The 12,345-nt window shown below is 42.6% G+C and carries 19 protein-coding genes; 12 read left to right on the top strand and 7 right to left on the bottom strand.

Going from position 1 to position 12,345, the window contains the following annotated elements; all coding sequences use genetic code 11:
• Positions 1-15 precede the first annotated feature (15 nt).
• The 4 genes from ablA (at position 16) to NX903_RS09975 (ending at position 2,848) form a co-directional block, all read left to right on the top strand.
• Positions 16-1,431: a lysine 2,3-aminomutase gene (gene ablA / locus NX903_RS09990; protein ID WP_004399420.1), complete on the top strand. Its 1,416-nt coding sequence runs from the start codon at positions 16-18 to the stop codon at positions 1,429-1,431.
• Positions 1,428-1,706, top strand: a complete 279-nt coding sequence (locus NX903_RS09985; protein ID WP_086343948.1) for a YokU family protein — start codon at positions 1,428-1,430, stop codon at positions 1,704-1,706. Before ablA ends, NX903_RS09985 begins: the two co-directional genes overlap by 4 nt.
• An 86-nt stretch (positions 1,707-1,792) precedes the next feature.
• Positions 1,793-2,017: a YozE family protein gene (locus NX903_RS09980; protein ID WP_003231160.1), complete on the top strand. Its 225-nt coding sequence runs from the start codon at positions 1,793-1,795 to the stop codon at positions 2,015-2,017.
• Positions 2,018-2,167: 150 nt separating this feature from the next.
• On the top strand, positions 2,168-2,848 hold the full coding sequence (locus NX903_RS09975) for a hypothetical protein (protein ID WP_014480050.1): 681 nt from the start codon (positions 2,168-2,170) through the stop codon (positions 2,846-2,848).
• Here NX903_RS09975 and NX903_RS09970 read toward each other — a convergent pair.
• Positions 2,845-2,988 (bottom strand): hypothetical protein, encoded by a 144-nt coding sequence (locus NX903_RS09970; RefSeq protein WP_003231164.1) that lies wholly within the window; start codon positions 2,986-2,988, stop codon positions 2,845-2,847. The genes NX903_RS09975 and NX903_RS09970 overlap by 4 nt on opposite strands.
• Before the next feature lie 118 nt (positions 2,989-3,106).
• Here NX903_RS09970 and NX903_RS09965 point away from each other — a divergent pair, with 118 nt between their 5' ends.
• The 3 genes from NX903_RS09965 to yodL all read left to right on the top strand — a co-directional run bounded on the left by NX903_RS09965 (position 3,107) and on the right by yodL (position 4,347).
• Positions 3,107-3,283 (top strand): YozD family protein, encoded by a 177-nt coding sequence (locus NX903_RS09965; RefSeq protein ID WP_003231166.1) that lies wholly within the window; start codon positions 3,107-3,109, stop codon positions 3,281-3,283.
• A gap of 77 nt (positions 3,284-3,360) precedes the next feature.
• On the top strand, positions 3,361-3,972 hold the full coding sequence (gene pgpB, locus NX903_RS09960) for a phosphatidylglycerophosphatase PgpB (RefSeq protein ID WP_024572726.1): 612 nt from the start codon (positions 3,361-3,363) through the stop codon (positions 3,970-3,972).
• A 60-nt stretch (positions 3,973-4,032) separates the two neighbouring features.
• A complete protein-coding gene (gene yodL, locus NX903_RS09955) occupies positions 4,033-4,347 on the top strand; it encodes a shape determination protein YodL (RefSeq protein ID WP_004399431.1) in 315 nt (104 codons plus the stop codon).
• Positions 4,348-4,386: 39 nt separating this feature from the next.
• Here yodL and NX903_RS09950 read toward each other — a convergent pair whose 3' ends face one another.
• On the bottom strand, positions 4,387-4,512 hold the full coding sequence (locus NX903_RS09950; protein ID WP_003231174.1) for a hypothetical protein: 126 nt from the start codon (positions 4,510-4,512) through the stop codon (positions 4,387-4,389).
• 201 nt (positions 4,513-4,713) lie between these two features.
• On the opposite strand from NX903_RS09950, the gene deoD reads away from it, so the two are divergent.
• Both deoD and ldcB read left to right on the top strand, forming a co-directional pair.
• On the top strand, positions 4,714-5,415 hold the full coding sequence (gene deoD / locus NX903_RS09945) for a purine-nucleoside phosphorylase (protein WP_047182754.1): 702 nt from the start codon (positions 4,714-4,716) through the stop codon (positions 5,413-5,415).
• Positions 5,416-5,497: 82 nt separating this feature from the next.
• Positions 5,498-6,319 carry an LD-carboxypeptidase LdcB gene (gene ldcB / locus NX903_RS09940; RefSeq protein ID WP_014480046.1) on the top strand — a complete coding sequence of 274 codons (822 nt, stop codon included), beginning with the start codon at positions 5,498-5,500 and terminating at the stop codon, positions 6,317-6,319.
• 70 nt (positions 6,320-6,389) lie between these two features.
• Here ldcB and NX903_RS09935 read toward each other — a convergent pair whose 3' ends face one another.
• Both NX903_RS09935 and NX903_RS09930 read right to left on the bottom strand, forming a co-directional pair.
• Positions 6,390-6,641 (bottom strand): hypothetical protein, encoded by a 252-nt coding sequence (locus NX903_RS09935; RefSeq protein WP_014477099.1) that lies wholly within the window; start codon positions 6,639-6,641, stop codon positions 6,390-6,392.
• An 87-nt stretch (positions 6,642-6,728) separates the two neighbouring features.
• Positions 6,729-7,430, bottom strand: coding sequence for a class I SAM-dependent methyltransferase (locus NX903_RS09930; RefSeq protein WP_015714112.1), 702 nt, complete (start codon positions 7,428-7,430; stop codon positions 6,729-6,731).
• 152 nt (positions 7,431-7,582) lie between these two features.
• Between NX903_RS09930 and ctpA the strand changes: the two genes are divergently transcribed.
• A complete protein-coding gene (gene ctpA, locus NX903_RS09925; protein WP_015714111.1) occupies positions 7,583-8,983 on the top strand; it encodes a carboxy-terminal processing protease CtpA in 1,401 nt (466 codons plus the stop codon).
• A 34-nt stretch (positions 8,984-9,017) separates the two neighbouring features.
• On the opposite strand, the gene NX903_RS09920 is transcribed toward ctpA, so the two are convergent.
• Both NX903_RS09920 and NX903_RS09915 read right to left on the bottom strand, forming a co-directional pair.
• Positions 9,018-9,722, bottom strand: a complete 705-nt coding sequence (locus NX903_RS09920; protein ID WP_144486670.1) for a sodium:solute symporter family transporter — start codon at positions 9,720-9,722, stop codon at positions 9,018-9,020.
• Entirely contained in the window at positions 9,722-9,922 is a 201-nt protein-coding gene (locus NX903_RS09915) for a DUF3311 domain-containing protein (RefSeq protein ID WP_003231189.1), read from the bottom strand. The genes NX903_RS09920 and NX903_RS09915 overlap by 1 nt, the downstream gene beginning before the upstream one ends.
• Positions 9,923-10,105: 183 nt before the next feature.
• Here NX903_RS09915 and NX903_RS09910 point away from each other — a divergent pair, with 183 nt between their 5' ends.
• Positions 10,106-11,017, top strand: coding sequence for a ring-cleaving dioxygenase (locus NX903_RS09910; protein WP_086343947.1), 912 nt, complete (start codon positions 10,106-10,108; stop codon positions 11,015-11,017).
• 15 nt (positions 11,018-11,032) lie between these two features.
• A complete protein-coding gene (locus NX903_RS09905; RefSeq protein ID WP_003231194.1) occupies positions 11,033-11,635 on the top strand; it encodes an alpha/beta hydrolase in 603 nt (200 codons plus the stop codon).
• Positions 11,636-11,677: 42 nt separating this feature from the next.
• Here NX903_RS09905 and NX903_RS09900 read toward each other — a convergent pair whose 3' ends face one another.
• Positions 11,678-12,286, bottom strand: a complete 609-nt coding sequence (locus NX903_RS09900) for a nitroreductase family protein (protein ID WP_014477092.1) — start codon at positions 12,284-12,286, stop codon at positions 11,678-11,680.
• Positions 12,287-12,345: the final 59 nt, after the last annotated feature.

The following is a 12,345-nucleotide window of genomic DNA, read 5'->3' as shown; positions in this document are numbered from 1 at the left end:
CGAGGAGGAGTTCGTTTGAAAAACAAATGGTATAAACCGAAACGGCATTGGAAGGAGATCGAGTTATGGAAGGACGTTCCGGAAGAGAAATGGAACGATTGGCTTTGGCAGCTGACACACACTGTAAGAACGTTAGATGATTTAAAGAAAGTCATCAATCTGACCGAGGATGAAGAGGAAGGCGTCAGAATTTCTACCAAAACGATCCCCTTAAATATTACACCTTACTATGCTTCTTTAATGGACCCCGACAATCCGAGATGCCCGGTACGCATGCAGTCTGTGCCGCTTTCTGAAGAAATGCACAAAACAAAATACGATCTGGAAGACCCGCTTCATGAGGATGAAGATTCACCGGTACCCGGTCTGACACACCGCTATCCCGACCGTGTGCTGTTTCTTGTCACGAATCAATGTTCCATGTACTGCCGCTACTGCACAAGAAGGCGCTTTTCCGGACAAATCGGAATGGGCGTCCCCAAAAAACAGCTTGATGCTGCAATTGCTTATATCCGGGAAACACCCGAAATCCGCGATTGTTTAATTTCAGGCGGTGATGGGCTGCTCATCAACGACCAAATTTTAGAATATATTTTAAAAGAGCTGCGCAGCATTCCGCATCTGGAAGTCATCAGAATCGGAACAAGAGCGCCCGTTGTCTTTCCGCAGCGCATTACCGATCATCTGTGCGAGATATTGAAAAAATATCATCCGGTCTGGCTGAATACCCATTTTAACACAAGCATCGAAATGACAGAAGAATCCGTTGAGGCATGTGAAAAGCTGGTGAACGCGGGAGTGCCGGTCGGAAATCAGGCTGTCGTATTAGCAGGTATTAATGATTCGGTTCCAATTATGAAAAAGCTCATGCATGACTTGGTAAAAATCAGAGTCCGTCCTTATTATATTTACCAATGTGATCTGTCAGAGGGAATCGGGCATTTCAGAGCTCCTGTTTCCAAAGGTTTGGAGATCATTGAAGGGCTGAGAGGTCATACCTCAGGCTATGCGGTTCCTACCTTTGTCGTTGACGCACCAGGCGGAGGAGGTAAAATCGCCCTGCAGCCAAACTATGTCCTGTCACAAAGTCCTGACAAAGTGATCTTAAGAAATTTTGAAGGTGTGATTACGTCATATCCGGAACCAGAGAATTATATCCCCAATCAGGCAGACGCCTATTTTGAGTCCGTTTTTCCTGAAACCGCTGACAAAAAGGAGCCGATCGGGCTGAGTGCCATTTTTGCTGACAAAGAAGTTTCGTTTACACCTGAAAATGTAGACAGAATCAAAAGGAGAGAGGCATACATCGCAAATCCGGAGCATGAAACATTAAAAGACCGTCGTGAGAAAAGAGATCAGCTCAAAGAAAAGAAATTTTTGGCGCAGCAGAAAAAGCAGAAAGAGACTGAATGCGGAGGGGATTCTTCATGAAAACATGCGAATGGTGCGGCGAGCTTGAAGCAGTGCCCGGCAGGAACACGGTGTACTGGGAGCTTCCTGATGGAACGAGGGCTATAGAACTGACAGACACTCCTGCCATGGTATGTTCTTCCTGCGGTATGACCTATCAAGAGGAAAACACGGTTAAGGAGATTGAGGATCAGCTTCTTTTAATTCAAACAAAAAAACTGCTTGAAAGCCTGACATATCAGCAGATCATGGAGACAGAAAGAATTTTGAAACGCAACTATTTTGACTTCTCCTGAGTCATGTTTCAGTATTCTTTTGTTGTAATTTTACACTTGAACTGTATAATAGAACAACAAAAGACAGACACCAGGAGGGGAAACCCATGAAATCCTTTTATCACTATTTATTGAAATACAGACACCCTAAGCCGAAGGACAGCATCAGTGAATTTGCCAATCAGGCGTATGAGGATCACAGCTTTCCAAAAACATCAACCGATTATCATGAAATCAGTTCATATTTGGAGCTGAATGCTGATTACCTTCACACGATGGCGACGTTTGATGAAGCTTGGGATCAATACGAGTCTGAAGTGCACGGCAGATAATAGCTGTTTCATCCGCAGATCACTGCGGATTTTTTTATGTCCATACCCATACCATAATTGGATATTTCCTTTGGTTTTCATGCCCATGCGAATTGGCTTCACCCGGCATACGATAGCGTATGAGAAATGTTGCGGCGAGGGGGAGACACCATGAAGCAAAACAAACCGAAATTCCAAGTAGGGGATATCGTAGTCGTCATTATGTATGGAACAGTCGGCACCATCACAAAAGTACACCAAATTGATAAACACTATCTTTATGAAGTCAATCATAACGAAGTTTTATACTTTGAATCATCTATTCAGCTTTATAAAGATTATGAGGGTGTCATTGTCGACATGGAGAAGCTTGATATTGAATATGAATTCCTTATTGGGGACGTTGTTTATGTAAAAGATTATGGAAAAGAACTCTTTCGCATTATCGGCCATAGAACAGAAATTTGGAGATATTTAGAAGATGGCTGGGAAGATATCATTTATGAGCTGACCCGTTTAAAGGATGGAGAGTGGCTTGAAACGGAGGAAGAGGATCTCACGCTGGTGCTTAGAAAATATGAAATGGACCAGTTTGTGCATCAGCTGTTGTTTGTCCATTATGTCGGAGAAACTGGCCATGAGATCGGCGAAGATATCGCATCGTCTGCTCTTCTTCAGTTTGAAGGCGATGATGAAGATCAAGATACCCTTCACATCCTTGCTGTGTCAATTGTTGATGAGCTTCTGGATATTTATAATGACTACAAAATTCTGTACGAAATGTTTCATGATGAAGAATATAAAGACATGATGATGTTTGTTTTGGAAAGTTTAAAAGAGCATTTCAGTTAGTTTGTGAACATACGGATCAAGACATATAAAAAATATGGCAGACAGCCCCAAATCATCACACGCGTCATTCCTTTGAGCGTTTTTTCCATTATGATATCAAATCTTTCTCCGTCCAGTGCTTCCATCATTTTAGCAATCATAGCGTCAGCCTCCCATGGCTCGTTTTTTATTCAATATATGACTGAAAGAATTGTTTAGAACACCGGGTATAATTCAGCCTGTTTTTTCATAAAACATAAAAAAGGAGGCGGTACGGAGATGAAAGAAATAGATCTTGTGATTGATACGGAAGAAATCGCTGAATTTTTTTACAGAGAGCTTGCAAGACGGGGCTACATACCGAGTGAGGATGAGCTGTTTGAAATCGCTGATATTACCTTTGATTATTTGATAGAAAAATGTATGATAGATGAAGAGCTGGATGAAGATGAGTGAGGCTTAAAACCGGAGCGGTCAGCTCCGGTTTTATTATTCATGTTCTATGACTTCTGTGAAAATTGAGGTGGTTAAAATTGTACAAGCCCGTTAGTTTGTTTCTTTTCTTTCTCATTCTAGCTGCGGCCATTCATACAAATGCTGTTCAATCTGCAGATGAAGCAATAAGCAAGGCAGCTGTTTTGATCCGTCAGCCATGGCTTAATGAAGTCATGACGGGGATCACGCATCTTGGTGCTTCTTCTTTTCTGCTCCCTCTAATTGTCATCATTGGAGCAGGCCTGTTTTTCTACAGAAAAACATGGGACGGCCTGTTGATGCTCTTGATATTCGGCACAGATCGGCTGTTAAACAAAGTCTTAAAAGAATGGATCGAAAGAGTGAGGCCTGATTTTGCACCGCTGGTTCATGAATCATCCTTCAGTTTTCCGAGCGGCCATTCCATGAATGCTGCTTGTGTCTATCCTGTTATTGCTTACTTTTTAGTGAAACACCTCCCGTTTTTGTCCAAGCATAAAAAAATGGTATATATCATAGCCGGTGTAATTGCTGTTTTAGTCGGCATAAGCAGAGTGTATCTGGGGGTTCATTTTGTGACAGACGTGTTAGGAGGCTTTAGCCTCGGCTTGCTTCTGTTTTTCCTAGTAAAAGGTTTTGACGAAAAGATTAAGCGGTTTCGACAAAAATAGAGAGAGGAAAACACAGCAAAAACGCCAATATGTTAAAGAAATAAAAGGGAGGGGATCTTGATGATGTTATCCGTGTTTAAAAAGAAGTCTTGTTCCTATGACGTGACAATATTTCAGACACCCCGGTTTGGCGAAAAAAAGGGCTACAGAGCCGTCTATCGAACTGAACTGAACGGGAGCGATCATCAAGACGTGCTGAAAAGAGCATTCTCTTTGTTTAATGTATTCGACACTGTTCCGAGTGATTATGATGCAAGATTCATGGCCACAGGGGACGTGATCCTGATTGATGAAGGCAGAAAAGGGAAAACATATTATCAACTGCTTCCCGCCGGCTGGAGGAAAATCAATCGTCTGATTGTACAAACGACATAATGAAAAGAAAACTGCGGAAACCCGCAGTTTTCTGCAGTTTTAAGGCTTGCGTTTGGCAGCAGAATATTCTTTCCCGTGTGCTTCTTCAGCTGCAATGATATCTTTTTCAGGTATATGATTGTTCTTTTTTTGGCCGGTGATCCGGTTACGATGTTTTTTACCCATGTCCCACCCCTCCTTCCTGCGGTTAGGTTTTCAAATTAACACCCCGATTATCCGTTTTTCTGAGGAAGTGCCTAACAGATCCTCGAACATTTCTTTTTTCGACATATTCCTTTATAATCAATGCTGAAGTTTGTTTCATCATGACATTCGTTGTAAAATGGACGGGCTGGATGATAATTTTGATTTACAGGAGGATATGAGATGAGTGTACATATAGGTGCTGAAAAAGGACAAATTGCGGATACAGTGCTTTTGCCGGGAGATCCTCTCAGAGCAAAATTTATTGCAGAAACGTATCTTGAAAATGTAGAATGCTACAATGAAGTCAGAGGCATGTATGGATTTACGGGTACATATAAAGGTAAAAAAATCTCAGTACAAGGCACGGGAATGGGTGTTCCGTCTATTTCAATTTATGTGAATGAATTAATTCAAAGCTACGATGTGCAAAATCTAATAAGAGTCGGTTCTTGCGGCGCTATTCGTAAAGATGTCAAAGTGCGAGACGTCATTTTGGCGATGACCTCCTCAACTGATTCACAAATGAACAGAGTCGCTTTTGGAAGCATTGATTTTGCGCCTTGCGCAGATTTCGAGCTTTTAAAAAATGCCTATGATGCCTCAAAGGATAAAGGTGTGCCGGTGACTGTAGGAAGCGTATTTACAGCTGACCAGTTCTACAACGACGATTCACAAATTGAAAAACTTGCAAAATACGGTGTGCTTGGCGTTGAAATGGAAACAACTGCATTGTATACATTAGCAGCGAAGCACGGAAGAAAAGCCCTGTCAATTCTCACCGTGAGTGATCACGTATTAACAGGAGAAGAAACGACAGCGGAAGAGCGTCAAACGACATTTCATGATATGATAGAAGTGGCTTTACATTCCGTATCACAATAAAATATATCAAGAGGCGTGCTGGGTGCCGGCAGCCTCTTCTTTATGAATGCGGAAACGATTGATAAAAGGAAGGTAATGTAATATGAAAAAGTCAGGTAAATGGTTCTCACTGGCTGCCGCTCTGAGTGTAACGGCAATAGTCGGAGCCGGCTGCAGCATGTCGAACGGAGATGCTCAAAAGGATACGAAAACCACAGCAGAAACAAAGCAAACAGAACAAAAAACAGCTGACAGCAAAAAATCAAACACTCAAAACAGTGAGTTTTCCTTGGAAAGCCAGTATTTCAATGATATTAAAAAAGTCGATGGTCTGGAAACCATTCAAAATCCAGAAAATATACTCGCGCTTGTCAATAAACAATATGCACTGCCCGGAAACTATGAACCTAGCGATCTTGTCATACCAGATGTAGAGTTTTCTTTTGAAGAAAAGATTCAAAAACGTTACATCAGAAAAGAAGCGGCCGACGCATTAAAAACAATGTTCGATGCTGCCAAAAAGGAAGGCTATGAACTGGCAGCTGTCTCAGGGTACCGTTCGTATGACAGACAGAAAGTCATTTTTGACAATGAAGTAAGCCTAAAAGGGGAAAAGAAGGCAAAGGAAGCGGTTGCTTACCCGGGTGAAAGCGAGCACCAAACAGGCCTCGCGATGGACATTTCGAGCCGGAGCAATGGCTTTGAGCTAAATGAAGCGTTCGGAAGCACGGCAGACGGGAAATGGGTGCAGGACAATGCTTATAAATATGGCTTTATCATTCGCTATCCGAAAAATAAAGAAGATATCACGAAATATGAATATGAGCCATGGCATCTGCGCTATGTAGGCAAAAAAGCCGCAAAGGTCATCCAAGATAATGATTTAACGCTTGAAGAGTACTTTGAAAAAGTGAAGAAAATTTAAAATGAAAAGCCCGCTTACACTAGATAAGCGGGCTTCATTGTGTCTGGTGAATCTAGCATTTGTTCTATGCTTACCAGAAGAATAAACCAGCAAGAGCGACCCCTGTAATTAAACCGAGGGAAATACCGTAAGCTGCTCCGTATCCCCAATAACCGCCCCAATATCCGTAACCGAAACCTCTTGGCCCTCCGCCGGTCGGAGCTATAAAAACTCTGTCTCTTGTTACACGGGTAATTCTGCCGACGTGAACTCTCCCGCCTCTCTCTGTAATTCTGACGACTTTACCTTGATGGTTTTTGCAAAGATGATAATATCTCTCCAATATTGTTCCCCTCCTATCCTGACTTTCTATCAGCATATGATAGATAGGAAAAAAAGGTTGGACGAAAACAGGGGGCGATACGCCGTTTTACTTGTACGCGATAAAAATACAATGACCCATGTACTCACTATATAACTGCATGAGCTGATAATGTGTTTGAAGCGTATCGTAATAGATGGGATCAATCGTTTGCGATAAATCCATTTCTGTGGTTGGTTCAAATTCCATGTCTTCCGGAAGAAGTGTCATCGCTTCTGTTTTTTGAAAGCCATAGGATCTTAGGAGTTTATGCCATTCGCTTTCTTCATGTAAGCAAGTAAATCCGTAAAAATCCATCATTTGCTTCTTTTCTGCAGGGGGCATCGGTTTTTTTAAAGCAGCTTCGATACCAATCAGCATCCCGCCGGGTTTTAAAACTCTTGAAATTTCTTGAAGAGAGGATGTCAGGCGTGAAAAACTGAGGACCGATTCTGACAGGACGCAGGAAAAGGACTCAGAAGAAAACGGGAGATGTTCCAGCTCCGCCTGATATGCAGGGATGGCAAGCCCTTCATTCGCAAATCTTTTTTTCGCTTTCTCAAGCATAATAGGATCTTTATCAACGACTGTTACAGGATACAGCAAATGTCCTAAATAAGCCGCCGTTTGCCCTGTTCCGCATCCGGCATCAAGAATCGGCTGATCCGGGGAGGGCGCAGCCTTTTGCAAGACCGCTTTTGAAAAAGCCAGCCCGCCTGGGTGCGCCCCTGCGACACCGAATAAGGACAGCATTTCTAAATATCGGCTCAATATCGAATCCTCCTTTTTCCTTATCATATGTCGTATAAAGACATAGGTTTATGAAAAGCAAAAGAAGGGCGTTTCTCTTTCATTTCTGCTCCGAGTTGACGAATAAGAATTCGTCCATGATAATAATGTAAGAAGAAAAAGGTGGTGTTTAATTGAAACGGCAATTAAAACTGTTTTTTATTGTGCTGATCACTGCAGTTGTCGCTTCGGCGCTTACTTTATTTATTACGGGCAATTCCAGTATCCTGGGCCAAAAATCAGCAAGCACAGGAGACAGTAAGTTCGACAAATTAAATAAAGCGTATGAGCAAATCAAAAGTGATTATTACCAAAAAACAGATGATGACAAATTAGTAGACGGAGCAATTAAAGGAATGATTCAATCACTGGATGATCCGTACTCTACATATATGGATCAAGAGCAAGCGAAATCATTCGACGAGACGATTTCAGCATCTTTTGAAGGAATCGGAGCCCAAGTAGAGGAGAAAGACGGAGAAATCCTTATTGTATCCCCAATTAAAGGTTCACCTGCTGAAAAAGCCGGTATCAAACCGAGAGACCAAATCATTAAGGTGAATGGAAAAAGCGTAAAAGGCATGAATGTAAATGAAGCCGTCGCTTTAATCCGAGGCAAAAAGGGCACAAAGGTGAAGCTTGAACTGAACAGAGCGGGAGTGGGGAATATCGATCTTTCCATTAAGCGCGATACCATTCCTGTAGAGACTGTCTATTCAGAGATGAAAGACAACAACATCGGAGAAATTCAAATCACTTCTTTCTCTGAAACAACAGCTAAAGAGCTGACAGATGCGATTGACAGTTTAGAGAAAAAAGGCGCCAAAGGCTATATTTTAGATTTGAGAGGCAACCCGGGCGGCTTAATGGAACAGGCGATTACGATGAGCAACCTGTTCATTGATAAAGGGAAAAACATCATGCAGGTTGAATACAAAAACGGTTCAAAAGAAGTCATGAAGGCCGAAAAAGAACGGAAAGTGACCAAGCCGACCGTCGTTTTAGTAAATGACGGTACAGCAAGCGCAGCCGAGATTATGGCCGCTGCCCTTCATGAATCGTCAGACGTACCGTTAATCGGCGAGACGACATTCGGCAAAGGTACAGTACAAACGGCAAAAGAATATGATGATGGCTCTACCGTCAAACTGACAGTTGCCAAATGGCTGACTGCTGACGGCGAATGGATTCACAAAAAAGGCATCAAGCCTCAAGTGAAAGCAGAGCTGCCTGATTACGCGAAGCTGCCGTATTTGGACGCAGATAAAACGTACAAATCAGGTGATACAGGCACAAACGTCAAAGTGGCTCAGAAAATGCTCAAAGCACTTGGTTACAAGGTAAAGGTTAACAGTACGTATGACCAGGATTTTGTATCTGTCGTCAAACAGTTCCAGAAAAAAGAGAAGCTGAATGAAACAGGCATACTGACTGGCGATACAACAACGAAATTAATGATAGAACTTCAAAAGAAGCTGTCTGATAATGATACGCAAATGGAAAAGGCAATTGAAACACTGAAAAAAGAAATGTAAAAAAAACCATACGCGGCTGCCGCGTATGGTTTTTTTATGCACCCTTTTGATTTGGATTAGCGTCTTGTTTTTTGCCAAATAAACCTTCAATGACAGGATTGGATCCCGCGTTTTTAACGAACAGCGGATTCAGGATAACCACAGCGATCATGTTGGCGGCCAATCCCCAGAATCCTTCATAAATGCCATGTGCGGATTGAGTGATATACACAATAAACGTTACCGCTAGGCCGGCTAATAATCCGATAACCGTTGCTTCTTTAATATATCCGGTGCCGGCAACCTGAAGCGTGTCTTGAATGCCACTCAGCTGAAGGCATATGTACGGAATAAGCATGAGTACCCCGACGATGGCAACGAGGCTTGCCAAAAGCTTACTGTTAAAACGTTCCCGGGCATAATCCGCGAGTGTTGTTAATTTATGAATTTTCGCAACTTTCCAAAGTTTTGGCAAGAAGAAGTAGGCGATAAAGTAGGCCAACACAGAATAAGGAATGGCGAAAAATGCAACACTTCCGCCTGTAAAAGCAGTACTGGTCAACCCTAAGAAAGTATAGGCCGTATAAAGGTCAGCGCCTACTAAAAACCAGACGAGAAGACCGCCGAAGCGTCTGCCGCCGACAGACCATTCTTCCACAGAAGTGCGTGAGGATTTGTCTCTTCCGGCAAGAAAGCCGATACAGACAACGGTTAAAACAATAATAGCAGTAATGAGAAGTGCAGTCAGATTCCCTTGCATTATTCAAGTCCTCCATCTTTTTTTTGCATCTGATAAATGCCAAACGAGCATAACGGCGTAACAATAATCCACAGCAGCAGCCAAAAGTGGAAAAACGGCAGGCCGAACATAATCGGTTCTATTCGATTCACAAGCGGCAAAAGCGCGAGCTGAACGAATGGCAAAAGAATGAGAATAACAATAAGTGCTTTTTTAACCATTTACTTTCCTCCTGAAACATGATAATGCTCACTATAATAGCAGTTGTAAGAAAAGATCACAAGATAATTATTAGAAAAAAATGATTTTTTCAATTATTTAATCAAAACACATGGTTTGCATCCTTTTCAATAAAGGTTTAAAATAATAAATATCTTGAAATCGAGATAAATAGGAGTGAGAAAATGAAAACAGAAGGATTGCACCATGTCACAGCATTCGCCAGAGATCCGCAAGAAAACTTGCGATTTTATACAGAAGTGCTTGGGCTCAGGCTTGTTAAAAAAACAGTAAACTTTGATGATCCCGGAACGTATCATTTTTACTTTGGGAATCAAAACGGAGATCCCGGTACAATAATGACCTTTTTTCCGTTCCAAGGAAGCGGACAGGGAACGGTAGGAAAAGGCCAAGCGGGCCGGGTGTACTTTTCAGTTCCCTCAGGCTCCCTGTTTTTTTGGAAGGAGCGTCTTGAGAAAAGCGGGCTGAGCCTAGAGGAAAAAACGTTGTTTGGTGAAAAAGGTCTTATTTTTGATGATACAGAAGACCTTCCGCTGGCGATCATGGAGGATGCGAAAAGCGGCAAAAGCGAGTGGACGCCTGACGGGATCACAACAAATGAAGCAATTACGGGAATGAAAGGTGTGCTGCTATATTCCTACGACCCGCAGGCGACCATACAATTGTTAACGGAAAGCTTTGGATACACCAAAGTGGCCGAAGAAGACCAGATTGTCAGACTGGCATCCTCAGCGGCCGTCGGCGGTGTCATTGATGTCCATTTACATCCTGAAAAAAGAGGAGTCGGAGGGTATGGTACGGTACACCATGTAGCGTTTCGGACAAAGAAAAACGAACAGGCGAAATGGCTGCCGATTATTGCTGAAAACCATCTGCCTTCGTCAGAAATTCTCGACAGGGAATACTTTACATCAGTTTATTTCAGGGAGAAAGGCGGTATCTTATTTGAAATTGCCACAGATGAACCAGGCTTTATGACAGATGAAACGTTTGCTGAGCTAGGGACTTCCTTAAAACTGCCTGAATGGCTGGAGAAACATAGACAACAAATTACAGACATTTTACCTGAACTTTAATAGGGGGAATTTATAATGAAGCATATTTATGAAAAAGGAACATCTGACAACGTACTTTTGCTGTTGCATGGCACGGGCGGTAATGAACACGATCTGCTTTCATTGGGGCGGTTTATAGACCCTGATGCCCATTTGCTTGGTGTCAGAGGATCGGTGCTTGAAAATGGAATGCCGCGATTTTTCAAACGTCTGAGTGAAGGAGTTTTTGATGAAAAGGATCTTGTGGTGCGGACAAGAGAATTGAAAGATTTTATCGACGAGGCTGCAGAAACGCATCAGTTTAATCGCGGCCGAGTGATTGCAGTCGGTTATTCAAACGGCGCAAACATTGCGGCAAGCCTGCTTTTTCATTATAAAGATGTGTTAAAAGGGGCTATTCTGCATCACCCAATGGTTCCGATTCGAGGTATCGAGCTGCCTGATATGGCGGGGCTCCCTGTTTTTATCGGTGCCGGGAAATACGACCCTCTCTGCACGAAGGAAGAATCAGAAGAGCTTTACCGCTATTTACGTGACAGCGGGGCATCAGCCTCCGTTTACTGGCAGGACGGGGGCCATCAGCTGACTCAGCATGAAGCTGAACAAGCTCGTGAATGGTACAAAGAGGCGATTGTATAAAAAAACCTTAGTCCGGATTTCGGACTAAGGTTTTTCATATCCTTACAGCCAAGTTGATACTTTTGAAAGTGGCAGGCGGTTGCTTTGATGGGCAGGCTTCACTGCTTTGCCGATTGAAATAAGCATAACCGGAACATAGCGCTCACTGATATCAAATTGCTTTTGGAACTGCTCTTTGTTAAATCCGCCAATTGCGCAAGTGTCATAACCTTTTGCTTTTGCGGCAATCATAAGCTGCATAGCAGCTAAAGAAGCATTTAAGAAAGCGGAATCACGTGCGAATTGCTCGCTTTGGTAAGCACCGTTGATTTGGCCGAGCAATGTTTGTTTGATTTCATCCGTAATATAGCCTTGGCTTGCTAATTCAGCATAAACTTCTTCACCGTTTTCATTTGCCTTTAAATCGCCTAAAATGGCAACAACAGCAGAAGACTCAACGATTTGTTTTTGATTATACGCTACAGGAAGAAGCTCCGCTTTTGATTCATCGCTGTGGAATACTGTAAAATGCCAATGCTGAAGGTTCCAAGCAGAAGGCGCTTTAGCGGCAAGGTCTAATAGCTCAGTCAGCTCCTCCTTAGAGATCGGGGCATTTGTATCATATTCCTTTACAGATGCACGTGCTTTTAAAACATCCAGAGTATTCGTCATAGTGTTTCCTCCTTCGGATAAACGTGGTATGATAATAGAAAAGTTAGAAGCTTACTAAA

The organism is Bacillus sp. FSL R5-0576 (genome assembly GCF_038004765.1).
In the GTDB taxonomy this organism is placed as follows: domain Bacteria; phylum Bacillota; class Bacilli; order Bacillales; family Bacillaceae; genus Bacillus; species Bacillus subtilis.
Note: the sequence above shows the minus strand (reverse complement) of the source record. Positions and strands in the feature narration are given on the sequence as shown.